Source organism: Dolichospermum flos-aquae CCAP 1403/13F (assembly GCF_012516395.1).
Lineage (GTDB): Bacteria > Cyanobacteriota > Cyanobacteriia > Cyanobacteriales > Nostocaceae > Dolichospermum > Dolichospermum lemmermannii.
The window spans coordinates 3,154,272-3,177,783 of the sequence record NZ_CP051206.1 but is presented as its reverse complement, the minus strand read 5'-3'; the positions used below and the strand labels follow the sequence as shown (position 1 = coordinate 3,177,783).

The following is a 23,512-nucleotide window of genomic DNA, read 5'->3' as shown; positions in this document are numbered from 1 at the left end:
GGTAAAGAAAATGGCTGTTGGCATAGAAGAACAGGGTAGCAAGTTTATCACCACCGAAGCAATCAAAAATCAAGACGGAGAACAGAAGGTTTGGGACGCTTTCCGTAGTACCTTTGCTGATAGAAACTGCATTGGGTATTGGCGTTATCCCATTTTTTCCAAAGCTGGAGAAATTAGAAAAGAGCCGGATATCTTAATAGTTGATAGAGAATTTGGTGTAGTTGTAATTGAAGTCAAATCTATAAATATTGACCAAATTGCCGCTATTAATGGTCAACAATGGCAGTTGCAAAATACTGACACCACAGAAATAAATCCCTACCAACAAGCAGAACATCAACTGCGAACATTAATATCATATAGTGATAGAGAAACAGCACTTTGGCGAAAAGTTAATGGTAGAGCCATAGTTGCATTACCGCAAATTACCACAGAACAATGGCAGCAAAAAGGCTTTGACCAATTACCAGATATTCCGCCAATTATATTTCAAGACCAATTAGGAAAAGTTGCTTTAATTGAACAAATTCAACAAGCTAATATTGTCATTCCTGGAGCAGATTTAGAAGCTAAAAATTGGGAATTATTATTATCAGTGATAGGCGGTACACCTGTATTGCGGAAACCTCCCCGAAATCAAGTCAATACCACTGGGAAAACCCGTTCTAATGTCATTGATAGTTTACGAGAAAAACTCTATGAGATTGATTTACAACAAGAACATATTGGTAAAGAAATTCCCCCCGGTCCTCAGCGCATTCGCGGTATTGCCGGCTCAGGAAAAACTGTTTTACTATGTCAAAAAGCCGCACATATGCACCTGAAACATCCAGATTGGGATATTGCTTTAGTATTTTTTACCCGTTCTTTATATGATTTAATGATTGGTTTACTCGACCAATGAATAAAGCGTTTTAGTTGTGGTGAAATGCACTATGACCCAAAAACAAACTCTAAATTACAAGTGTTTCATGCTTGGGGAGCAAAGGAACAACCAGGTTTATATCGCATTATTTGTGAACATCATGGTAAAAGACCAGGAACTGTACAAAACACCAATGAAAGACAGCCAAATCGAGGTTTAATAGATTTAAGTAAACGGCTATTGGAAGAAATTACTATTGAACCAATGTTTGATGCCATCTTAATTGATGAAGGTCAAGATTTAGTAGCCGAAGATGATTTAAAATATCAGGACAAACAAGCTATTTATTGGTTAGCTTATCAATCTTTACGACCTGCTGATTCTGAACACCCAGAACAAAAACGCTTGATTTGGGCTTATGACGAAGCTCAAAGTTTAGATAGTTTAAAAATTCCTACCGCACCAGAATTATTTGGGATAGATACTAATCTTAATAAGGCGGTAACTGGTAGCTATAAAGGTGGCATTAAAAAATCAGAAATTATGCGCCGTTGCTATCGTACACCAGGTCAAATTCTCACATCTGCTCACGCTATTGGTATGGGTTTGTTACGTCCAGAAGGAATGCTGACAGGACTCACAAATCAAAAAGCATGGAAGGAAATTGGTTATGAAGTTGTCGGCGATAGTAAATTTATTTCTGGTAGACAAATTACATTGCGCCGTCCGCCAGAAAACTCACCAAATCCCATATCAGAAATCTGGGGAAAACCTGTATTAGAATTTGAAACTTATGGTTCTCGTCAGGAAGAAATGAAGGCTTTGGCTGAGAAAATTATGCACAATATTGTCCATGACGGACTTAACCCCAGCCGAGATATTTTAGTAGTAATTTTAGGATCTACCTATGAAGCAATGGAATTAGAAACCCAGATAGCTGGCTTTTTAATGGAATATGACATTGATGTTTATATCCCTACAGCTTTAAAGTTAAATGATTTAGTTCCCCAATATCCCAATCATGATCCTGATAAATTTTGGCACGAAGGTGGTGTAACGGTATCACGGATTACTCGCGCTAAAGGACATGAAGCGGATATGGTTTATGTGGTGGGTTTTGATAATGTAGCGCGGAATGAAAATGATGTGAATTTCCGCAACCAGTTATTTGTGGCTTTAACCAGGGCGCGAGGTTGGGCTAATTTAAGCGGTGTTGGTAGTTATCCTATGTATGAGGAAATGCGAAAGGTCATAGCTAGTGGAGAGAGTTTTACTTTTACTTACAAGCGTCCACCTAAACGTGATATTGGAGATAGTGAGTAAGCACTATCCGAAAATATCAGGTAATTAAATTCAATGCTGTATAACTCCAGCTTGCATTTGCAAACTGGAGAGTATAAAACATCTAGTAGTGTTATTTAGGGGCTGCTGAATAAACCTAGAACTGAGATATATCAAGAGTTTGAAGGTAAAAAAGGTGAATCAGGTGCAAGGAATAAGGGTTGAAATCAGCAAAAACCTATCACTTGACCAGATTCAATACTATTCTTCTCTTCTTCTAATTCTTCCTCCTGACTCCTGACTCCTAGCCCTCACAGACAACTTTTTCAGCACCCCCTATTTAATAACAAACTCAAATTGTAACTTCCTAGGTAGGATGATCAGGTTGATTCCAATCAGGGAAGAATTGCTATGATGACTACATCTCATCTCAAACTAGATTTATCTAATCGTGAAAAAACCATCACAACCATTTACATTCTTAAAAACTGGCATATTTCCTAGATCAATCGGTAGAACTTTCAAAAAAATTTTTAGTGATATATCTCCGAATACAGATCAAGAATTTATTAAAAAATATCAAATATCCAGACAGCGGACAACTATAGCTGTCAAATTCTTATTACTGCTAATTATTGTTCCCCTTCTCACTCATCAACTATCTAAGCGGATATTTATCCTTCCCTTAGTAGAGAAGATGAGAACTGAAAACTCTCACCTGATTTTTCTCAATCAGGAAATGGAGAAAGAAGCTTTTGATGAATTAAAAATATTTAGAGCAGAATTAAAGTTTAAAAGTCTTCTGGATTCAGAATGGAAAAATTCCCCAGAAAATGTAGAATCCAAGATAAAAGAAAAAGCCCTAGAACTAGCAGCAAAATTTCGAGATAAAAGTGCTAACGCTATTAGTAATATATTTGCAGACATTATAGCATTAATTACCTTTGCATTAGTAATTGTTTTTAGTGCCAAAGATATTATTTCTCTTCAACACTTTGTAGATCAAATTGTTTATGGTTTAAGCGATAGTGCTAAAGCTTTTTTAATTATCTTATCTACAGATGTATTTGTAGGCTTTCACTCACCACATGGCTGGGAAATAATTCTGGAAGAATTTGCAGAACACTTAGGTTTACCCGCGAGTAGAAATTATATATTTATGTTTATTGCCACATTTCCTGTAATTTTAGACACTATAGTTAAATATTGGATATTCCGGTATCTTAGTCGTTTATCACCTTCAGCATTAGCTACCTTAAAAGAAATGAATGATTAATCATCTTAATTGGGCAGATTTCCCATTGTCAATAATTCTGAGAATGCTAAAATGGGGGGTAATCATTGTTTATTTTCATGAATTATGCGTATCCTCTTTAATCAAAAATTAAAAGTCACAGCATTTATTACTAGCTTATTAGTAGTGAGTTTTCTTAATAAACAGCCAATTCAACAACAACAGATTGTTAAAAATTTATCATTATCCCAAATAGTAAATTCTCCAACTAAAGGATTTACTCATGATATATCTCCGCAAAAAATATCTAATATAAAATCCAAAAGTAATGAAAGATCCACATTTTATTCAGTCATCAATGAATGGCGAAAATATCAATATAGTGTTAATTCTAATCAAGTATTAAAAATAGGGAAATTACCAAATAATCCCATAAATTTTAATCAAGCTGATTTGTTAACCGTACTCACAAATACTAGACAATATTTTCAGAAATACTCTCAAGAAGATCCCGATATTCAACGCACAGGCATCTTAGTAACTCAAGGAGTTACCGTTAAAGATATTCTGAAAACATTAGATTTTATGATTGTCGTCTTAGAAGAAGACATTTCTAATAAGCGAACAACTCGGTTACAAAATCCTAACTTTATTAACGCCAATTTTCGCGTAATTAAATGGTCTGCTCATAACCCAGAAAATCCGCAGCAGAAACAATTAAGAATTACTAAATATGCAGCTTTTATTCATCCCGGTTCTCGACAAAAAACTTCTACATATAATACGCCAATCTACGCTATTAACGAAGAAGTAAGCCAAGAAAAATTTTACACTCAATATACAAAACAAGATGTTTTATCAGGTATTTATGAACCTGGAGGTAAAGAATTTGGTAAAGTTAAACCCATTGCTTATTTAACTCGCAGTGGTTTAGAAGCAGCACTCATGCAGGGAACAGTATTAGTTAATTTTACAGATGGAACTAAAGAGTTTTTAAACGTAGATAGAAATAATGGAATGTCCTATATTCGGGGCTTAAAAGCAACTGCACAAACACGTTATTGGTATTTTAAAGAAGTTGATGCAATTAAAGGCTATGGATATAAAATAGATGCCAAAATATCCATTAAACCAGGAGTAACATTTGCTGGGGATGTTCTCAATATTGGTTTAGGAAGAATAATTGTCATTGAAGATAATCAGAGTGGACAGAAACGTTTAAAAATGGGCGTAATTGCCGATACAGGTGGAGCATTTTTACCTAATCTTTATCAACTTGATTTTTTAGCAGGAACTTTCACCAGTGAAAGAGCTTTTGAGCAATACATTCAAAAATTACCTGAATATACAAATGCCTATATTTTAGTGAAAAAATAAGGTCAGTTGTCAGTAGGGGCGAAGCATTTGGAAGATAAATTATCGGTCATTGCCAAAAATAGTTCTCCAAATGCTTCGCCCGTACAGTTGTCAGTGGTAATTAGATAATTTTCTTTCTCCTGATTCCTGATAGCGAAGCGTGGCGTTAGCCATACTCCTGATAGCGAAGCGTGGCGTTAGCCATACTCCTGACTCCTGACTCCTACTTTATTTACAATCCTGCAAACCATTCATAACCCAAATCCTCCCAATAACCTTTAACAGTTGATAACTCACTGGTGAGAGTAACTCGTGTCACCCATTTACTTTGTTTATAGCCAAGTTTAATGGGTGAAGCTAACCGCAAAGGCGCACCATTTTCCACAGGCAAAGCTGCACCATTTTTTTGATAAGCTAATAGGGTTTGTGGGTGTAAAGCTGAAGCTATATCCCAACTTTCATAATAACCATCTGCTGATTTAAAATAGGCATATTTAACCGAGGATTTAGGTTGAGAAAGGGCGATAATTTCCCGCAAACGAATGCCACCCCATTGCACAATTGCCGCCCAGCCTTCTACACAAACATGACGAATAATCATAGAAGTAAGGGGTAAGGCTTGAATATCTGCCATACTCAAACTCAGCGGATGATTTACTTCACCATCTACAATTAAACGATATTTTGCTAGATCAATAACTGGTGTAGATTTAAAACTATTAATTATTAACTTATTTGGTTCAATTTGATTAGGTAGAAATTCTGGAACTGGCTTTTGAGGCTGAAATATTAATTCTTCAAATTTCTGATTGAGAGGTGCAGAAAGTTTCCCTACTAAATCTGCAAATATAGGTGTACCACAACCACCAAGTAATAAACTCATACTCGATAAACCAGAAAGTTGTAAAAACCTTCTTCGGGTAAATTCATGATTATTCATTTTGATGCCTAAATCCTGCTATTTTTTACAAAAATATAGATTTTGTCAGGGGATTTCCCCCTACCTTCTGCCCTAACTTCCAATGAAGCCAGACAAATATTACCACTGTTGGTACAGCAGCAAAGTGGACAATTCTTAATGCTTGCCAACTGCCAAAAATATCAACTATCCAATAAAATTGAGCAGGTTTGTACATTCCTATGCCTGTAAATATTGCCAGTAATAAAATAGGAATGATTGCTGTATAAATAATTCGATGCCAAGCATAATTTAAACGTTGGTGATTTTGACTTTTTTGTAATGCCTTGATATCTTTTTCGCTAACAAATCTATTTTTCCAGCGTTGGGTAACGAAAATATAAATTCCATAGCAGAAAAGATTCAGAGAAAATAGCCACATGGCTGCAAAATGCCAATGTCTACCTCCAGCCAACCAACCACCTAAAGTAAACAGGGGGAAAATATATAATCCACCACGGCCGCCAAAAACAGGATTAGCATTATAAATTTGCAATCCACTGGTGATCATAATAAATAAGCTGATGAAATTACAATAGTGGAAAATTTTTGCCCCTATTGCTTGGGTGGGTGATTTACGTGGTGTTTCCGGAGAATTCATAGATAGAATAGGAAAAATTTAATTACGTTATCAGTATTTTGGGGATAATTGACTGAGAGGATGTTTGAAAAGTGGTATTCCGTAATTTTCATCACATTGCTACCCCCCTTTCCCCTTGTAAAGGGGGGAAACAATAAAAATCCAGTTCCCTCCCCTTTACAAGGGGAGGGTTAGGGTGGGGTAAAAAATATTTGATACATCAACCATAACTTTTCAAACACCCTCTGAGTGAGAATGTTTGTTAACCCTAGAAAGTTGAAATATTCTCAATTTTCGATTCTAGATGATTACGTATTTTACATTGTAATAGTCCCATTACATTACCTCTCTTGCAACTAAGTTTTTACGATTACTCCAAAAACATAGTTAAATTAGAAAAGAAGAGGTAAAAGATCAACTATATTCTTTCCTCTGTCCCCTGTCCCTCCTGCCAATTCCTAGCACGTTTGGAAAATTAACTGGCAATTTTTAGTTTTTGGGATAGAAAACAACGAACTACTAACAACCGTATTTTAAGATGCTGGCTCTTTTTACAAATTTCCGAGATGAATTCGCCTCTGGTGCATCAAAAGCACTCGCCAATTGGTGGTCAGAGTTTACCCTTCAGACCAAACTCCTAGCCGTCGCCACCCTCATGGTTTCCTTGGTCATGAGTGGTTTGACCTTCTGGGCTGTAAACACAATTCAGCAAGATGCACGTCTCAATGATACCCGCTTTGGTCGTGATTTAGGATTACTCCTGGCCGCAAATGTAGCCCCCCTAATTGCTGATCACAATTTAACTGAAGTTGCCCAATTTTCTCAACGTTTTTTCAGTGCCACTTCTAGCGTGCGTTATATGTTATACGCTGATGAAACTGGGCAAATGTTTTTTGGTCTTCCTTTTTGGGAACCAGAGGTAGAAAACTCCCTCACTATTAAGCGCCATATCCAACTACCAGAAGATTATCCTGGTAATCAAAATCAGCCAATGGTTAGGCAGCATAACACCCCCGATGGTACAGTTACCGATGTATTTGTGCCTTTAATAGTAGATAACAAATATTTAGGTGTGTTAGCAGTTGGTATTGACCCTAATAAAACCGCAGTCATATCCACTAATTTCACCCGTGATGTTACCATTGCCGTTTTTATCACAATTTGGGTTATGGTGATTTTAGCAGGAGTAATTAATGCTTTAACTATTACTAAACCTATTAAAGAATTACTAGTAGGTGTTAAACAAATTGCGGCTGGAAACTTTAAACAACGGATAGATATACCTCTAGGTGGTGAACTAGGAGAACTAATTTTCAGCTTTAATGAAATGGCAGAACGGCTAGAACGTTATGAAGAACAAAATATTGAAGAATTAACTGCCGAAAAAGCTAAATTAGAAACCTTAGTTTCCACCATTGCTGATGGTGCAGTCTTGATTGATAATAATATGCAAGTAATATTAGTCAATCCCACCGCCAGACGGATTTTTGCTTGGGAAGGAGTGGATGTGGTTGGTAGTAATATCCTGCATCACTTACCCCATAGTGTCCAAATGGAAATATCCCGGACTTTGTATGAAATGGCAGCAGGTGAATGTGAAAGTGCCGAATTTCGTATCCTCCTCAAACAACCTACTCAACGCACAATTCGCATTGTTTTAACCACAGTTCTCAACCTGCAACGAGAAAGTATTAAAGGCATAGCTATCACCGTCCAAGATATTAGCCGGGAGGTAGAACTAAATGAAGCAAAAAGCCAATTTATCAGCAACATTTCTCACGAATTACGTACACCTTTATTTAACATTAAAACCTATATTGAAACCCTACATGATTATGGTGAAGATCTAGGGATTGATGAACGCAAAGAATTTCTGCAAACAGTTAATAATGAAACTGATAGACTCACCCGTTTAGTTAATGACGTTTTAGATTTATCAAAACTTGAATCAGGTCGAAGTTACACCTTTGATAAAGTAGATTTACCACAAGCCATAGAACAGACATTACGGACTTATCAGCTTAATGCTAAAGATAAAGGTATTGAACTGTGCCAGGAACTGACTCATGATTTACCTTTTGTTCTAGGAAATTATGACTTGTTACTGCAAGTTTTTGGGAATTTAATTGGTAATTCTCTTAAATTCAGTCTAGCTGGTGGTAAGGTAGTTATCCGTGCTTATCAACTAGATGCTAATTCTCATTCTCAGCATCATTCTGGTAAAGTGAGAATTGAAATTAGTGATACAGGAATTGGTATCGCACCAGAAGATCAACAGGCAATTTTTGACCGATTCTTTCGTGTAGAAAATAGAGTTCATACTCTAGAAGGAACAGGTTTAGGTTTATCAATTGTCAGAAACATTATGGACAGACATCATAGTCAAGTTAATTTGGTGAGTGAAGTTGGTATTGGTACTACTTTTTGGTTTGATTTAGAAATATTTGCGGAAGAGATTTCATCAACTGGGGAAATTATGCCAGAAAACTTAGAAGTAAACAAAGTTTAAGGGCAGTTTTCGTGATTCTGTTATATCAAGAGTTGAACAAGGTTATTAATAAACAAACTAATAACAAAGTTAGTATTAATAACAAAGTTTGATGGCGTTTTATCCAATTATTAACCCTTGTACTCAAGTTATAATTAGAATTTTGCTTTTGCGATTCTAATTCACTTTCTTCTATATTTTGATAGAGAGTACAATCTTGAGCATAGGGATATTGAGGAAAGTTACAGGTATGATCAAAATGATAGCTACAACTGTCGCATAGATGATCATTTCCTTGAGCGCGGTGCAAAGGAATACCAGGATGTCCATAAGCTTTCAGCAATAGCCGACACTGAGGACAAGTAATTGCTTGACTATCAATAATTTGATGACAACGAGGACAAGATATAGTAGCCAAAACAGAAAAAGGATAGGTAATTAAACATCTTAATTTTATCTATTATCTGCACTAATATCAATAATTCATCCGTATTTATCTGCGGTTATCTGCGTTTATCTGCGGTCAATAATTCTTGAAATCTGATTTTGCAAAGAAATTGGGAATATAAGATTTTGTTGTCACTTCAAGACGTATACTTAAATAATGACGGCGTAATTGGAGTTGATAAAGTAATGCCTAAAAAAAATCTTTCTAACTTAATACAAGAAGAAACCACAAAATTTACACCCCTACAAGGTGAACCTGTAATTGAAATTTCGGCTGAAGCAGTATTAGAAACCCAAGTACAAACGGATAATAATCAGTTAGAACTAGAAGCCAATATTAAAGAATTGCAAGAAGCAATTTCTACATTAAAACAAAAAGAATCTACTTTAATCAAGCAAATTAGTGATTTACAAACAGCTTTTTCAGAAAAAGAAGCATTGGTAGAACGTTTGACAAATGAACTTTACGAAACAAAACAAACCGCTTTACAACTAGCAGATTCTAACTCTCAGTTGCTAGAAGAAATCAAGGTTTTAAACCAACCTAGTCAACAACCTCATTTACAACTTAGTCAACAAGCTAGTCAAATTTCCAAATCCATTCAATACAAAAAATCTCATAGGTCAATAGAACGACTTCAAGAAAAACCCAATCAAGACAGTGAGGATTTTTCCAAAAATACTTGGTTGTATGATTAAAATCAGGATTCAGGAATCAGAATGTTTGATCAATCTCTAGATTATTAAATGCAAGTTTGGGAGTTACTGTTATAAAGCTGACTACTGACTTCAGGGCAAACGCACCTAAATTCTGTAATCCATGCCCAGCAAGGGTTTTAACTTTTAGTTACAAAACTTAACAATCGTCAAAACCTTTGTCCAGTAAGCATTCTAAAAATAAGATGCGCTTGCCCTGCTACTGACTTCTAGTAGTTAGCTTGATTTTTATAAATATTTTTGTAATATTGCTTCTTTTTGTTGTGGAATAGTTTGAATTTCTTGTTCATAATTTTGGATATATTTCTCCATATCTAACACTTCGTTAATAATTCTATCTTGTTCATTTTTTTCAGGACAAGCAACCAATAAAGGACGAAGTATTTCTAAATTAATATTCTTTTGTGCTTTTTGAGGTGCAATATCATTTAAGTATTGTTGTTGAGTTCTTAAATAATATTCCAAGTAATCAATATTCATTTGTTCGTTAGGTTTAATACTGACAATACTATCAGGAAAACAAGCTGAATAAGTTAAAATCGCTGTACTACCAATATTAGCAGCAATTGTAATTAAAATAGTTTCAGGTTCAAATATTTTACTAACTTTTAATCCTTCCTCATTTAATGTTTGAGAATAGATAATATTTCTTCCCTTGACCTTAGCTACATCTCCTGTTTGAATAAAAGGATATGTACCATCTTGATATAAATGGGGTGCATTTCTAGGACGATGACTAAAACGACCTCTTTCTAAAGATGCTGCTTGAGATAGTTTTATTTTGGGTGCAGTATTAAAGGAATGATTTAATATTTCTTGGATATTTGTTTGTAATTCCTCAATATTATTTCTTAGTTCTTGTTCTCTAATTTCTAAGACTTCAATTTCTTGAATAATTTGTTCTTGTACTTCTTTGGGAGTTAAAGGTAATTTAATATTATAAACCAAATTTCTATTAAGTCCTGGAACTCCTATACCTGCTACTAAACTTTGTAAATTAATAGAATTTAGTAAGTAATAAAAGTATTTAGGTAAAGTATCTTCGCTTTTAAGATTAACATAAAATGTAGTATCAATAGGAAAACAGTTTTCCCCGATATAATTAACTTTTCCCGCAGAACCTTTACGTCCTAAAATGATAGCAGGAGATTGAATCAAATATTCATTATGATAACCCACAATACCATTAGAACCCATTACTGGATATTGACCTTGTATTCTCTGATTTTCAGGTAAAGCACTACCATATTCAAGAGTAGCTATACTCAAAAATGTAACAAGTTTATATTTTGATTTAATTTTAAGTGTAGGTTTTTCTATAAATTGTATTTGTTTTTCAAACGTAACTCTTTTAAAATCAATACAATCAACTAAATCAACGATGGAAACATAATCCTTAACAGCATCAACAGGACTTTCCAAATTGTCTAAAAAAGATTGATAAATATAGTAATTTACTTTTTCAGGATTAAATTGTTCTATTTCATCATATAATAAAGTTTTATGATTACCTTTTTGATCTCTATCAAGTTCCATTCCTGCCTGTCTTCCTTCTTTAAATTCATATCCTAAAAAAGCACGAGCTTGATTTTTATCTCCAGATTTTATCTGGATCAATTCTTGATTATAACTTAATAAATAATAATAAAATTTATCTTTCTCAATAGGTAATACTATTTCATAAAACAATCTTTCAATTCTCTGTTCTTGTTCCTCTTGTGTTAAGATTTTAAAATCTCTTCGTTTATGTAAATTTTTAAAGCTGGGTTCGTTTTCAAACCAGTGACGGTAATCTTGATACCAGTCTGTAGCTTTTATTCCATCATTAGCATTACGACTGACAAAAGTTTTATAATCATCAAAATCTAATCCTAGATAGTCAACATAACTTCTAAATAGAGCTTTGGTATCTGTAAAATCATGGGGACGTTCTCGGTTATTAATAATATAATCTTCTGCAACAAAATTATAATCCTGTTTCCAGCGAGACTCTCGCTTTTCCATAAATAAAATTATAGTCTTTGTTCCTGTTGCCATAAAGGTTTTTGGTTGTCCGCTCAATTCAACTATAGCTTTAATCAGAAAATTTTGTAAGATAATCTCTCTAGCACGAGCATAAATGCCCGTATTACTTAAAAGAGAACTCGGTAAAATAATTCCTGTTTTTCCTCCTGTTTGTAATAATTGAGCAGTTCTTTCGATAAATAAAGCTTCAATTTCTGATGAACTATCGGTTAAAGATTCAAAAAGTGTATATTTATCTTTTAATTTTAAAGCATGGGGTTTAAATCCATGAATTGAATAAGGAGGATTGGCAATAACAACATCATAGCTATCAGCAAGTTGACGCTCTCTTTCATTATAATCTTCTAAACCATCTCCGAAGAAAATATTAGCTTGTCCGTCTCCATTCATAAAACAAGCTACTTTTGCAGTACGAGCTAAACGATAATCTTTTTCAATTCCAAAAATGAATTTTTCAGCCCAATCTGATGATTCTTGATATTGTTTAATATATCTATTAATATCTTTAGTAAATTCAGGTTTAATTGTATCAATAATATTTTGTATTTCTTCAATCGCTTCTACTAAAAAATGACCACTACCACAAGCGTAGTCAATTAAATAAGGTAAAAAATCTACTCTTTCTTGATTTAATTTAGCTTCAATGATTTCTCGCAAAGGCAGGGATTTAACGATAAACTTAGCAATAGGTAAAGGTGTAAAAAACTGTCCTTCAGATTGTTTATAACCTGCATCTAATAATTGTTCAAAGAAATCCCCTAAATATTGTTTTTGATATTTTAAGTCATTGTTATCATTATAAAAATATCTAAACTTTTTATATTGCAATAAAGTAATAATTTCATTTAATACTTTAGCATTTTCCAAAAATAATTTCTCATTGTGAACTTCTTTAAAAGCAAATTCATTATTACTATAAAATTTTAATTCCCGTAATATTTGTTTAAGTCTTTCTTGAGTCGTTTGTATAGGGAAATTACTAACTAATGTATCAATATATTCCTCAGAATAATAAACAATTTCTTCTTTCAGAAATTCTCTCATTCCTTTAGCATATAATTTCTGTAACCTTTCCTGTATCTGTTCAGGAGTATCTTTACCTTCAATAATTTGAAAATCGGTAATATCATTATCATTTTTTTGTTCATCAACAATCTTACATAAAATTAAGGATAAAATGCGGTTGAAAGCATTTGATTTATCGCTAATATTATTATGACGTAAGATTTCTTCAAATTGATTAAATAATTTACGTCCTTCTCCTTCAGTAAAGGGTTGTAAATCTTTTTTCTTAATGGGTATATATTCAGGATTATAAGCTTGCACTTCTGGATCAAAAATTCCATTAGGTGCAAAATAGCAGTTAAAATTTTCTTTCCAAGCTGTATATAATTCTTCTGCTGTTTTGGCTTCTTTATAGCTTTTTATCTCTTCCTTACTTTCTGTTAATAATCTTAAAGTTTCTTCTCTATCCTTAATTTGGATAATTGAATTCTCATATACAAGTAAACCACCATCATGAATTTGTGAGGTATACAAACATAAAAAGCGAGTATTTTTATCTTGTTGTAAATAAGAAAATAGTTGTCCACCATTTTCTATCATCCGATTCTTTTCTTTTTCATATTCTTTACCCCAGGTTTTACACTCAATGATAATTAAAGACTTTTCTTCTCTATCAAAAACAGAAATATCTGATTTTCCACTTTTACCAGTTCGTCCTAAAGGAAATTTACGTTCTAATATTAAATGTTTAGGTTCATAACCTTTTTCTAACAGTCTATTCACACATTCTAAAACAACGAAATTCTCAGGTTGACTAAAATTAGAGGTAGTTTCGTCTTCTACTTTAATTTTATCCCCATAATCAATTTTCTCAGTGGTTAAATTAATTTTAATTACATAATTTTTGTGGTTAGTATATATTTTACGGTAATTTTGTTGAAAAATATCCGATTCTTGTTCTATAAATCCTAAATGAGAAATAAGAGATTTGATTTTTGTTTTATCCATCTTTTTTACTGTGTATTGCTCCTAATTGATATTTAATTATATTAGGTTGGGAAAATAATGGCTGTATATATTCAACCCTCCTTTAATTCACAAATTCTAATATATGTTGGGCGACAATTTGTGATTGTTCCAAGTGAGGAATATGACCACAATCTTTAATCCAAGTTAGCTGACTTTGGGGAATAGCCTTGGCAAATTTGGGAGCGTCCCCAGTTCCCAAAATTTTATCACTATCGCCCCACAAAATTAAAGTTGGTTGCTCAATTTTGGCAAGTTGGGGAAATTTAAAAGCACCATAACCGCCACTTTTGGTAAAGGCAATTAAGGCTTGAGTCCAATTAGGCATTTGTAAGTGTAATTCTCCACAGCACAAAGCATCCTCGGAGATAAGATTGGGGTTTTTATATGCAGTTCGACAAATGCTCTTCCGCACTTTGGGATTTCGCAAAAATTCCGTCGCCCAATAATCCAAAGGTGGAAATATATATTTACTTAATGGGGAATTACCTTTCAAACCCGCACTATCTATTAATACCAGTTGTTTTACCGCCTCTGGGTAAGTGAGGGTAAAATCTATAGCCGCAGCCCCACCCATAGACGCACCCACCAAAATCACAGGTTGGTTAATCAGGGTTTGCCAAAATGAGTAGAGATGGTTTTTAATCGTGACCGAACTGTAAGCAATCCCCGGTAATCTATCTGTAAAACCAAATCCCAATAAATCCACAGCCCAAACTGCATTTTTTTCAGCTAGTAAAGGCAAAAGTCGGCGGTATTCTAGCACCGAACTATCAAAACCATGAATTAATAAAATCGGTGTACCACCATGACCTTGTTGGACATAAGTGGTATTAATGGGTTCATTGGCGGCATAAGTAATAATCGCCTGACTTTGGATATTTTGAGCCAAAGCGATGGATGTTGGTTCTGTGAGTTGCCCAACTGCGGCAGGAAGAAAACTTGGAAACATAAACTCCAGTTTACATCAGTGCGGATCACCTTAGGGACTCCCAAATAAAAAAATGTCCCAAAACTGACGCAAAAATTCTCTCTCTGTGTTCTCTGTGCCTCTGTGGTTCGTTTATTGAGATAATTTATTTCTTGCAAGTCCCTTAGCTAATACCCAGTCACCAATTAAAAAAGAAAATTTCCGCAAAAATTAAAATAGGGACACAATCCACGTAAAATAGGAATCAATTATCCCGATAGTAGGAGATTTAAGCCATGCCAATGGCAGTTGGCGCAATTGAAACATTAGGTTTTCCTGCGGTTTTAGCATCAGCAGACGCAATGGTCAAAGCTGCTAGTGTCACGATTGTTTATTACGGTATCGCGGAAAGTGGTCGCATGATAGTTGCTGTCAGAGGCCACGTTGCGGAAGTGCAAACAGCCGTAGCCGCTGGAATTGTTGCTGGTGAAGAAGTTTATGGCGGTGAGGTTATTACCCACTACATTATTCCCAACCCCCCGGAAAATGTGGAAACAGTCTTACCTATCCACTTCACCTCCAAATCTGAACCTTTCCGTATTTTCTAAGTAAGTTCGCTATGAAAAATTGAAGCATTTCTTCATAAAAATTAACTTGTAGCAACCGATAACTTTATATTCAAAACAGGAGATTAAAAATGTCATCACAGGCAGTTGGATCATTAGAAACTAAGGGTTTTCCCGCCGTTCTTGCAGCAGCAGACGCAATGGTAAAAGCCGGTCGAGTTACCCTCGTTGGTTATATCAGAGTTGGGAGCGCTCGCTTTACCGTCAATATTCGTGGTGATGTTTCCGAAGTTAAAGCCGCTATGGCAGCCGGTGTGGATGCTGTAGAAAAAGTTCATGGTGGTACTCTCGAATCCTGGGTAATTATTGCTCGTCCCCATGAAAACGTAGAAGCTGTATTGCCAATTGCTTATACAGCAGACGTTCAACAGTATCGAGAATCTGTGGAAAATCCCATTATCGGTGCTGCTAGGATCTAATTTCATCTATTAGGTGGGCAATGGGTAATAGGTAATAAACCCCTATTCCCTCTTTCCCTAAATAGCAACTTGCATCAATAGTCCACAATATTATTATGTTCGTAATCCCATAACGGCTGAATCTTTACATCAAATTTATTAATTCATCCGTCTTAATCTGCGTTTATCTGCGGTTAATTATTCTTGAAATATTATTCAATGTAGCTTCATCTTAATTTGATATTACGGTCTATTGAACGAATCAATTAGGAGTTATTACCTGCTACTAAATCGCTAAATCTAATTTCAAGGAGCGCAATGTTGCTATGACACAAAATGGGGTAAATTTAGCTCAATATTGGCAACAGCGACTAATTACAGAATGTCCAGAACAAAGTCAGGTTACTAGACAAAGTATTCTTAATTGGCTTTTGGGAGTGGATTTAGCACGGTTTGATCTACTTAACCCCAAAGAACTAGAAATTGCTAAACAAGCAATGGAATATCGGTGGCGAATTCTGCACAAACGCTATTTAGGTATGAGCAGAGAAAAGGCTTATCGTCAACTCATTAGCCGCTTGAGTAGTGTAGTGGCGGTAAGAAACAAAATTCAGACGTGGATATCTCTCAGCCGCGATCGCCAACGAAGTGTTATTGATGTGCTGCAAGAAGTCCTCCAAGAACTGATGCAAAGTGACTCATATATCCAACAACAAATGACTCACATTACCGCATTAACAACGGACAAAAGATTGCGGGATACGTTACTATTTGCCAGCATAGAAGAATATTGTTTACGTCCAGTTCGGAATCAACCAATATTAATGTACCGCTTTGTTAACTACCTGCGAAAAATCCAGAGAGGAGGCTTAACACAAGTACCTACTAGCGAATTAGTGAAACTTGTTTCTGAGGAAATTCTCACAGAAAATAACGACAATCCGATTAGCTTAGTTGATAATCAAGCGATCGCTCAATATCAAGAAACCCAACACCTAGAAGAACAACAAGCTAACCGTCAACTTGTACAGCAAGAATTTGAACAATACTTATTAGAAAATATTGGACAACAAGCAGTAGATTGGTTGCGCTTATATCTGCAAGGCAAATCCCAAGAAGAAATTGCCAAACAACTCAACAAACCCATTAAAGAAGTATATCGGCTGCGAGAAAAACTCAGTTATCATGCCGTGCGAGTCTTTGCCATTAAAGGCCAACCAGAACTAATTGATCACTGGTTGTCCATTTCCCTAGAAGAACATAATTTAGGGCTAACAGAAACCCAATGGCAACAACTTCCAGAAAAAATCACTCCCATAGGACAACAAATCCTCAACCTCCGCAAAGCAGGTAACTCCATAGAAGTCATAGCCCAAGAACTACAACTGAAAACCCATCAAGTTCTAGGTGAATGGACAAAAGTTTATCTTACAGCCCAAACCCTGAGAATTCAAAATTAGCATAAATTGAGAAAATGCCAGATTCACTAAATATAGCCTCAAATCTGGTAAATATGTCATAAGTTAAAAAGAGTGTCAAAGACAAAAATGAATTGCACAGATTTCTCACCAAGCGCAAGATATATTAGACTTAGGATGTCCAGTGGTATTAAGTACCTTCGTCTTACAGGCAGTATATCCCCAAGCCAAAATTACTGGTTTAGACTTATCTCCTTACCTTCTAGCTGTAGCTAACTATCGGACTAAACAACGTCGTCTTGCCCAAATCAACTGGGTACATGATCAAGCTGAATCTACGGACATGAATCCTAAATCGGAAAATTACAAAAAAATGCCAACTTATATTTTGACGTTGCTTAAAAGTACCGAACCTTATTTAGATGAATATTTTAGTTTGGACATTGAACAAGCCCTAATTGGGGCAGGTTTACAAGCTCCTACTATTACTAGCAATAGTCCTCGTTACCGTACTATCATTGCTCAGGTGAGTGGCTAATTTATATGTAGTGCTGTGGGCAGTTATCCCCCCCCTGTTGTTTTTGTGGTTTTACTACCGCAGAACTCCTGCTGCCCCACCGTGGTTAAATTTATTGATTTTGTTCATTATTGGCGCTATCTCTGGTTTTGCTGCTCTGGGCTTGGAATGGGCTATGGAAAATGTAGCTAACTGGGTTTTAGACTGGCAACAGATCCAGCGTCATTTTTCTGGTGTCGTTTTTCGGCAAATATTAGCGATCGCTCCCATTGAAGAAGGTTGTAAATTAGTAGCAGTTATTCTGCCCATTTGCTATTTACAACGTCAGTATCATCTCCGAGCTACTACAGTTTTTTTATTTACCATAGCCGTAGCTTTAGGTTTCACAGCGGAAGAAACCTGGATTTATTTATCTCACGGCACATCTTCAATTCTAGACCGCATTATTGGTACTCCAGTTCATGCGATGTTTTCTGCTCCTTGGGGGTACGCTTTAGGGATATATATTTCTGCTAGTAGAAGGTTGAATCGAGATCGGGATTTAATTTTTATCGCTTGGTTAAATTCTGTTTGCTTTCATGCTTTAGTCAATATTTTATCTATTTCTGTGAGGTTTTCGCAGCCCACAAATTTGCTCATTTATGGGTTATTTCCTTTACTATTATGGATGTTTTGGCGATGGGAACAACTACTGCGAAAACTCCAGAGAAAACATCCTTTAGTGTTAATTTCTGGACATACATCCTCCGCCCGCACTTGGCAAAGGGGTTTAGTATTATTAATCCTATCACTAGGCGGAAATTCTCTATTTGGATTATTGATTCTAGCCCGAAAAATTAGTCCTTTGCGGTGGGAACTTTGGTTTGATCCGAAAATTTTCTGGTTTATAGTCCAAGAACTATTATTCAATTTTGGTTTAGGACTTTTAGCTTGGTTAATTTATCGCTATTTACGCAGTTTAGCCGGTCGTCGGCATTTGTTTAACCGATAATTAGCATTATGAAAATAACGGAGAATAAAACAATGACCATTATCACAATAGATGATGAACTAATTAATGAAATTATCGCAGTCAGTCACTATGAAAATGCACAGGAAGCAGTCATTAAAATATTATCCAATTACTTGCAGCAACAAAAAAAAGAACTGCCTTTATTTGAGCGATTACGTTTTATAGATGAGGAATTTGCCGAAGATGATATCGCCTCATTGTTTGAACGTGATCAAGACACAGGCAGAAATTTTGAACTATGATCTATCTAATTGATACCTGTGTAATGTCTGAGTTTGTTACTAATTATCAAAAAAATACCTTTTAAGTATAGAATGTATTTTTACTAACCAAGAAATGATCTAATTGCCCAGCTTTGAGTTCCTATGCTGTACAATATAGTTGTACAACTTCTAAAAAAAGAGAATGTTAAGCAAAGAAACTACTTACTCTCAAGCAAGGTTAAATTTAGCAACTATTTTAGATCAGGTGTGTGACCAACGGGAAATTATAGTAATTAAACGTCGTAATCAGAAAAATGTGGCGTTAATTGCCGAAGATGAACTTTCCAGTTTATTAGAGTCTGTTTATTTATTAAAATCACCTGAAAATGCTAAACGGTTATTTCGGGCTTTAGAATGGGCTGAAACAACAATAGAAACTCCTCAAACATTAGCTGAATTAAAAGAGGAGTTAGGAATTGAGTAGTAAGAAAAAAAAGCCAGATACTCATGATGAAGAGCCAAAATTATCTGGTTATTTTCCTATTTTCAGTCCTGATTTTAAAGCAGATTTGGCTTGGTGGTATAATCATGACCGCAAAAAAGGGGATAAGATATTAGATTTAGTAGCTGATATTCTTGATGGTCAACCGTTTACGGGCTTAGGTAAACCTGAACCTCTTAAATATATTGCTCCTGATACTTGGTCACGACGCATTGATTTAGAACATCGTTTAGTTTATAAAGTCACAGAAAGTAAAGTTTATTTTTTACAAGCTCGTTATCATTATGAATCAGATTAAAATTAAAATATAAAATTTTTGATCCTGTTGGTTTTTTCTATTTCTCATGAATAGATTTATGGCAAACATAACACCAACTATTGATTCTATTATTGTTAATCTTTGGGAAATCTAAGGAGGATTTTATGCAAGTTAAAATCGAGTTACCTGATGAGTTGGGTAATCAACTTTTGGAAATGCCTGATATGCAGCTATTAGTACAGAAAGCTATCGAAAAAATGTTGTTGGAGGAGCGACAAAAACACAGTTCGACACCGCTCACTGTAAAATCATCTCAATTATTAGTTGATCTAGTTAATGATTTGCCTGAATTTCCAACTTTTAAAAATCAAGATCCATTAAAGTTACAAAGAGCATTACGTGATGAATGGGATTAAGTATTTATTAGATACAAATATAGTGATTGGTTTGCTGCAACGCGATCCAATAGTGTTGGAGATATTAAAAGACAAGCAAATTCAAATTGGTGAATGTGCTTATAGTGCAATAACTCCTATGGAGTTATTGAGTTTTCCGTCTATAACACCAACAGAAAAAGAATCTGTTGTATTTTTATTAAGTCGTATGACATATTTAACGATCACACCAGCAATTGAAAATGAGACTATCAGCTTTAGATATACTCACAAAACAAAATTGCCTGATTCTATTATTGCTGCAACTACCAAGCATCATGGACTTGAGTTAGTGACGTTAGATAAAAAATTAGCAAATAAGCTTAAATTAGATGACTGACAGCATTCTGTCACAACTTTTTTCCTGTGGCTGAGATGCGATGGGCGTTAGGGACAATGGGGGTAAATAAATCCATAGTGGTAAAAAAGGTTATTACTAGGTTTGTTTTGGAAAATATTTAATAGTTAGGAATATAGATCCCCAACTTCTTTGAGAATTAGGGGATCTAGATGGGTTTAAACTATTGCCAATACTGGTTGACTTACTGCTGCATTAACAGATATTGATTCAGAATCAGCCGCATAGATTTCGCAAGCGTTATTGGGACTTTCCACCAGTTTAACTTTGTAAAGAGTTGCACCTAATTCTTGAATAGGCGATCGCAAAGTATTACTAATATAAAGAGCAATATTTTCCGCAGTTGGCACAACTTGATTAAAGAAAGCAACATCCTTATTTAAGAAAGTATGATCAAATGGCTCAATCACGTAATCTGTAATTATCTGATTTAAAGCTCCCAAATCAATAACCATACCCGTAGAGGAATCAATTTCCCCAATTATCGTTACTTCCAACTGATAATTATGTCCATGTCCATTTACACGGGCGCATTTACCATAAATTTCCGTGTTTTTTGCCAAACTCAAATCAGGGTGTGCCAATCTATGAGCAGAGCTAAAGTGAGTGCTAATACTCAGATAGCCTGACCTATCTTTACCCGGATAATCTGCCCAAAGTTGATGACTTTCAAACAGTTTAATGTTGGCTAGTTTCACTCCCAATTCATCAATGGGTGATTCTAAAAGACCATGAATGTAACGGGAAATATTCTCTGTAGTGGGGACAATATCGGCAAAATAAGGAATATCTTCATTCACACAAGAGTGATCAAATATTCTCACCACATAATCTTCCACCACTCGATTTAAAGCAGCTACATCCACAATCATGCCAGTACGGGAGTCTATTTCCCCTTCCACAGTCACCTCTAGATGATAATTATGACCATGAGTCTGAGTACACCTACCATATTTATCAACACTGAGGTTGGGTGCTAGGCGATGAGCAGCACTAAAATGAGTCCTGATAGTCAAATTAGCTTTTTCTCCCTCTCCCTGATAATCAGCCCAAAGTTGAGGATGTTCAAATAACTGGACGCGCACCAAAGGTAAATGGGGTGCTAAACGTTCCCAAATCACTCGCGCCATATTTTCCGTTGTGGGGAGAGTTTGTTGAAATTCTGTCCACACATCATTCAGATAGGAAAAATCTAGTTGACTGGTAACTTCCTCTTTGATGACGTGCTTGACATCAGACAGGTTCAGCACCATACCATACTCATCTAATTCCCCAATCATGGAAATGAACAAGACATAGTTGTGTCCGTGTCCGGGAAATTTTGAGTAGGCACCAAATTTTTCTAAATTCTCAATTTGACTCAGTTCTGGGAACCAATACCGACCAACTGCTGAAAACTGATCGCGGCGATTAACAATACATTGCATGATTATACGAGGAGGAGAACTTAATATTTCTTAAACTTTCACTATTTACAGCATAAACCAATTTGTTACTTAGAGGATGTTTTAAAAGTTTTTAATGTGGAAACAGACCCCTCTCCAAACCTCTCCCCTACCAGGGGAGAGGCTTTAAAAACCCCATTCCCTTGTAGGGAAGGGGGGAAGGGGGGTTAGGTTTTTGGAGATTATGGGTTTCATATAATACTTTTCAAACAACCTCTTAGGGTTTGCTGAAAAAGTGGCAAAAGGCAAAATCAGGACTTCTTAGTTCTTCAATCAAGATGCAACTATAAGTTTTTGTTGTTTTTATCAGACAAGTTATAAGTTTTAATAATCAAAAATAAGAGAAAAGATGTTCTTTTCCAAAATTGACATAAAAAACCCGAAAAAATCCGCTTTTTGGGAGGATATACCTCCCATGATATTTTATATTAAGGGATAGGCACAGATCGCAATAACCGTTCAACTATAGTTTTAGGATTTCTTCCCCCTCTAGGAATCAGACGATGACAAAGAACGTGCGGTGCGAGAAACTTGACATCATCGGGAAGAGCATATTCTCTACCTAAAATAAAAGCCAGTGCTTGGGAAGCTTTTTGTAACGCCACAGTACCACGAGGACTCACACCAAGAGTGATTTCTTCATCCTGTCTAGTAGTTCGCACCAATTCCAAAATGTATTGTTGCAAAGATGCTTCTACCGTGACTTGGGAACAAGCTTGGCGTAATGCTTGGACTTCTTCTAAAGTAATACAAGGCTGTAAATCAGCCACTTTTAAACCTGCTTGCAGATTTTGCAGCATTTGCATTTCTTCTGATTCAGAAGGATAGCCTAAACTTAAAGACAGCATAAACCGGTCCATTTGAGCTTCTGGGAGGGGAAACGTCCCTTGGTACTCAATGGGGTTTTGGGTAGCAATCACAAAGAATGGCTGAGGAACTAGACGAGAAACACCATCAACTGTTACCTGATGTTCTTCCATCACTTCCAGCAAAGCTGACTGGGTACGGGGTGTAGCCCGGTTAATTTCGTCCGCTAGGAGGACGTTAGCAAATACAGGACCTTGTAGAAATGTAAATTCCCCAGTTTTAGGATTCCAAATATTTGTGCCGGTGATGTCTGTGGGGAGTAAGTCAGGGGTACATTGTAACCGTTGAAATTTACCATCTACAGAACGAGCTAGAGATTTGGCTAAGAGGGTTTTACCGACACCGGGGACATCTTCTAATAAAGCATGACCACCACCAAGTAAAGCTACTATGACTAAGCGGATGGCTTCATGTTTACCAACAATGGTACGAGCCAAATTTTGTGTTAAAGCGTCAATTTTTTCTCTCATGCAGTACCTGGGGGGAAATGGAGAAGGCTTACTTCTGAGTTTTGACTAAAAACTTGTTTAATAGTTTAGCCTTTTCTACAGTATTCCCACGTAACAAGCTTAATCCAGCAT

Annotated in this window: 19 protein-coding genes and 4 pseudogenes; 15 read left to right on the top strand and 8 right to left on the bottom strand. The window is 35.6% G+C overall.

Features of this window, described 5'->3' with window-relative positions; all coding sequences use genetic code 11:
- The first annotated feature begins 10 nt into the window (after nt 1-10).
- From HGD76_RS15365 to HGD76_RS15355, 3 genes and pseudogenes are all read left to right on the top strand, one after another.
- Nucleotides 11-2,188, top strand: a pseudogene (locus tag HGD76_RS15365) (DEAD/DEAH box helicase).
- Between the two features lie 409 nt (nt 2,189-2,597).
- Nucleotides 2,598-3,422, top strand: a complete 825-nt coding sequence (locus tag HGD76_RS15360) for a CemA family protein (protein WP_233466889.1) — start codon at nt 2,598-2,600, stop codon at nt 3,420-3,422.
- A gap of 84 nt (nt 3,423-3,506) precedes the next feature.
- Nucleotides 3,507-4,757: a hypothetical protein gene (locus HGD76_RS15355; protein WP_168696301.1), complete on the top strand. Its 1,251-nt coding sequence runs from the start codon at nt 3,507-3,509 to the stop codon at nt 4,755-4,757.
- 211 nt (nt 4,758-4,968) lie between these two features.
- Here the strand turns inward: HGD76_RS15355 and HGD76_RS15350 are convergent, their stop codons facing one another.
- Nucleotides 4,969-5,676 (bottom strand): molybdopterin-dependent oxidoreductase, encoded by a 708-nt coding sequence (locus HGD76_RS15350; protein WP_168696300.1) that lies wholly within the window; start codon nt 5,674-5,676, stop codon nt 4,969-4,971.
- A 25-nt stretch (nt 5,677-5,701) separates the two neighbouring features.
- Nucleotides 5,702-6,295: a cytochrome b/b6 domain-containing protein gene (locus HGD76_RS15345; RefSeq protein ID WP_015083682.1), complete on the bottom strand. Its 594-nt coding sequence runs from the start codon at nt 6,293-6,295 to the stop codon at nt 5,702-5,704.
- A 517-nt stretch (nt 6,296-6,812) separates the two neighbouring features.
- Between HGD76_RS15345 and nblS the strand changes: the two genes are divergently transcribed.
- Nucleotides 6,813-8,783, top strand: coding sequence for a two-component system sensor histidine kinase NblS (gene nblS, locus HGD76_RS15340; protein WP_168696299.1), 1,971 nt, complete (start codon nt 6,813-6,815; stop codon nt 8,781-8,783).
- A 25-nt stretch (nt 8,784-8,808) separates the two neighbouring features.
- On the opposite strand, the gene HGD76_RS15335 is transcribed toward nblS, so the two are convergent.
- Nucleotides 8,809-9,180: a zinc ribbon domain-containing protein gene (locus tag HGD76_RS15335; RefSeq protein ID WP_168632372.1), complete on the bottom strand. Its 372-nt coding sequence runs from the start codon at nt 9,178-9,180 to the stop codon at nt 8,809-8,811.
- A gap of 215 nt (nt 9,181-9,395) precedes the next feature.
- On the opposite strand from HGD76_RS15335, the gene HGD76_RS15330 reads away from it, so the two are divergent.
- Nucleotides 9,396-9,908 carry a hypothetical protein gene (locus HGD76_RS15330; RefSeq protein WP_168696298.1) on the top strand — a complete coding sequence of 171 codons (513 nt, stop codon included), beginning with the start codon at nt 9,396-9,398 and terminating at the stop codon, nt 9,906-9,908.
- 246 nt (nt 9,909-10,154) lie between these two features.
- On the opposite strand, the gene HGD76_RS15325 is transcribed toward HGD76_RS15330, so the two are convergent.
- Both HGD76_RS15325 and HGD76_RS15320 read right to left on the bottom strand, forming a co-directional pair.
- The gene (locus HGD76_RS15325; RefSeq protein WP_168696297.1) at nt 10,155-13,964 is read right to left on the bottom strand and encodes an N-6 DNA methylase; all 3,810 of its coding nucleotides are present in this window, start codon (nt 13,962-13,964) and stop codon (nt 10,155-10,157) included.
- 82 nt (nt 13,965-14,046) lie between these two features.
- A complete protein-coding gene (locus HGD76_RS15320; RefSeq protein ID WP_168696296.1) occupies nt 14,047-14,934 on the bottom strand; it encodes an alpha/beta fold hydrolase in 888 nt (295 codons plus the stop codon).
- A gap of 254 nt (nt 14,935-15,188) precedes the next feature.
- On the opposite strand from HGD76_RS15320, the gene HGD76_RS15315 reads away from it, so the two are divergent.
- The 10 genes and pseudogenes from HGD76_RS15315 to HGD76_RS15270 all read left to right on the top strand — a co-directional run bounded on the left by HGD76_RS15315 (nt 15,189) and on the right by HGD76_RS15270 (nt 20,601).
- The gene (locus HGD76_RS15315) at nt 15,189-15,500 is read left to right on the top strand and encodes a carbon dioxide-concentrating mechanism protein CcmK (RefSeq protein WP_015083687.1); all 312 of its coding nucleotides are present in this window, start codon (nt 15,189-15,191) and stop codon (nt 15,498-15,500) included.
- A gap of 89 nt (nt 15,501-15,589) precedes the next feature.
- Nucleotides 15,590-15,937, top strand: coding sequence for a carbon dioxide-concentrating mechanism protein CcmK (locus HGD76_RS15310; RefSeq protein ID WP_015083688.1), 348 nt, complete (start codon nt 15,590-15,592; stop codon nt 15,935-15,937).
- A 305-nt stretch (nt 15,938-16,242) separates the two neighbouring features.
- Nucleotides 16,243-17,376, top strand: a complete 1,134-nt coding sequence (locus HGD76_RS15305; RefSeq protein WP_168696295.1) for a HetZ-related protein 2 — start codon at nt 16,243-16,245, stop codon at nt 17,374-17,376.
- Nucleotides 17,377-17,470: 94 nt separating this feature from the next.
- Nucleotides 17,471-17,872, top strand: a pseudogene (locus HGD76_RS15300) (methyltransferase domain-containing protein); the annotation flags it as partial.
- Nucleotides 17,865-18,842 (top strand): PrsW family intramembrane metalloprotease, encoded by a 978-nt coding sequence (locus tag HGD76_RS15295; protein WP_168696294.1) that lies wholly within the window; start codon nt 17,865-17,867, stop codon nt 18,840-18,842. The pseudogene HGD76_RS15300 and the gene HGD76_RS15295, both read left to right, overlap by 8 nt.
- A gap of 32 nt (nt 18,843-18,874) precedes the next feature.
- Complete coding sequence (locus HGD76_RS15290; protein WP_168696293.1) at nt 18,875-19,105, top strand: type II toxin-antitoxin system VapB family antitoxin; 231 nt, start codon at nt 18,875-18,877, stop codon at nt 19,103-19,105.
- A gap of 163 nt (nt 19,106-19,268) precedes the next feature.
- Nucleotides 19,269-19,550, top strand: a complete 282-nt coding sequence (locus HGD76_RS15285) for a type II toxin-antitoxin system Phd/YefM family antitoxin (protein ID WP_168696292.1) — start codon at nt 19,269-19,271, stop codon at nt 19,548-19,550.
- On the top strand, nt 19,543-19,866 hold the full coding sequence (locus tag HGD76_RS15280) for a Txe/YoeB family addiction module toxin (RefSeq protein ID WP_168696291.1): 324 nt from the start codon (nt 19,543-19,545) through the stop codon (nt 19,864-19,866). The genes HGD76_RS15285 and HGD76_RS15280 overlap by 8 nt, the downstream gene beginning before the upstream one ends.
- 125 nt (nt 19,867-19,991) lie before the next feature.
- Nucleotides 19,992-20,243 carry a hypothetical protein gene (locus tag HGD76_RS15275; protein ID WP_168696290.1) on the top strand — a complete coding sequence of 84 codons (252 nt, stop codon included), beginning with the start codon at nt 19,992-19,994 and terminating at the stop codon, nt 20,241-20,243.
- Nucleotides 20,230-20,601 (top strand): type II toxin-antitoxin system VapC family toxin, encoded by a 372-nt coding sequence (locus tag HGD76_RS15270; RefSeq protein ID WP_168697463.1) that lies wholly within the window; start codon nt 20,230-20,232, stop codon nt 20,599-20,601. Before HGD76_RS15275 ends, HGD76_RS15270 begins: the two co-directional genes overlap by 14 nt.
- A gap of 176 nt (nt 20,602-20,777) precedes the next feature.
- On the opposite strand, the pseudogene HGD76_RS26400 reads toward HGD76_RS15270, so the two are convergent.
- The 3 genes and pseudogenes from HGD76_RS26400 to HGD76_RS15260 all read right to left on the bottom strand — a co-directional run.
- Nucleotides 20,778-21,227 (bottom strand): annotated as a pseudogene (locus HGD76_RS26400) (6-pyruvoyl trahydropterin synthase family protein); the annotation flags it as partial.
- Between the two features lie 45 nt (nt 21,228-21,272).
- A pseudogene (locus HGD76_RS26395) lies at nt 21,273-22,046 on the bottom strand (6-carboxytetrahydropterin synthase); the annotation flags it as partial.
- 446 nt (nt 22,047-22,492) lie between these two features.
- Nucleotides 22,493-23,401 (bottom strand): AAA family ATPase, encoded by a 909-nt coding sequence (locus tag HGD76_RS15260; protein ID WP_168696289.1) that lies wholly within the window; start codon nt 23,399-23,401, stop codon nt 22,493-22,495.
- Nucleotides 23,402-23,512 lie beyond the last annotated feature (111 nt).

Excerpts from the sequence above, each read along its gene's own strand:
- HGD76_RS15260 (WP_168696289.1), bottom strand. The coding sequence starts at position 23,401 with ATGAGAGAAAAAATTGACGCTTTAACACAAAATTTGGCTCGTACCATT.
- nblS (WP_168696299.1), top strand. The coding sequence starts at position 6,813 with ATGCTGGCTCTTTTTACAAATTTCCGAGATGAATTCGCCTCTGGTGCA.
- HGD76_RS15305 (WP_168696295.1), top strand. The coding sequence starts at position 16,243 with ATGACACAAAATGGGGTAAATTTAGCTCAATATTGGCAACAGCGACTA.
- HGD76_RS15290 (WP_168696293.1), top strand. The coding sequence starts at position 18,875 with ATGACCATTATCACAATAGATGATGAACTAATTAATGAAATTATCGCA.
- HGD76_RS15310 (WP_015083688.1), top strand. The coding sequence starts at position 15,590 with ATGTCATCACAGGCAGTTGGATCATTAGAAACTAAGGGTTTTCCCGCC.
- HGD76_RS15355 (WP_168696301.1), top strand. The coding sequence starts at position 3,507 with ATGCGTATCCTCTTTAATCAAAAATTAAAAGTCACAGCATTTATTACT.
- HGD76_RS15315 (WP_015083687.1), top strand. The coding sequence starts at position 15,189 with ATGCCAATGGCAGTTGGCGCAATTGAAACATTAGGTTTTCCTGCGGTT.
- HGD76_RS15270 (WP_168697463.1), top strand. The coding sequence starts at position 20,230 with ATGAATGGGATTAAGTATTTATTAGATACAAATATAGTGATTGGTTTG.
- HGD76_RS15285 (WP_168696292.1), top strand. The coding sequence starts at position 19,269 with ATGTTAAGCAAAGAAACTACTTACTCTCAAGCAAGGTTAAATTTAGCA.
- HGD76_RS15325 (WP_168696297.1), bottom strand. The coding sequence starts at position 13,964 with ATGGATAAAACAAAAATCAAATCTCTTATTTCTCATTTAGGATTTATA.
- HGD76_RS15350 (WP_168696300.1), bottom strand. The coding sequence starts at position 5,676 with ATGAATAATCATGAATTTACCCGAAGAAGGTTTTTACAACTTTCTGGT.
- HGD76_RS15320 (WP_168696296.1), bottom strand. The coding sequence starts at position 14,934 with ATGTTTCCAAGTTTTCTTCCTGCCGCAGTTGGGCAACTCACAGAACCA.
- HGD76_RS15275 (WP_168696290.1), top strand. The coding sequence starts at position 19,992 with ATGCAAGTTAAAATCGAGTTACCTGATGAGTTGGGTAATCAACTTTTG.
- HGD76_RS15345 (WP_015083682.1), bottom strand. The coding sequence starts at position 6,295 with ATGAATTCTCCGGAAACACCACGTAAATCACCCACCCAAGCAATAGGG.
- HGD76_RS15330 (WP_168696298.1), top strand. The coding sequence starts at position 9,396 with ATGCCTAAAAAAAATCTTTCTAACTTAATACAAGAAGAAACCACAAAA.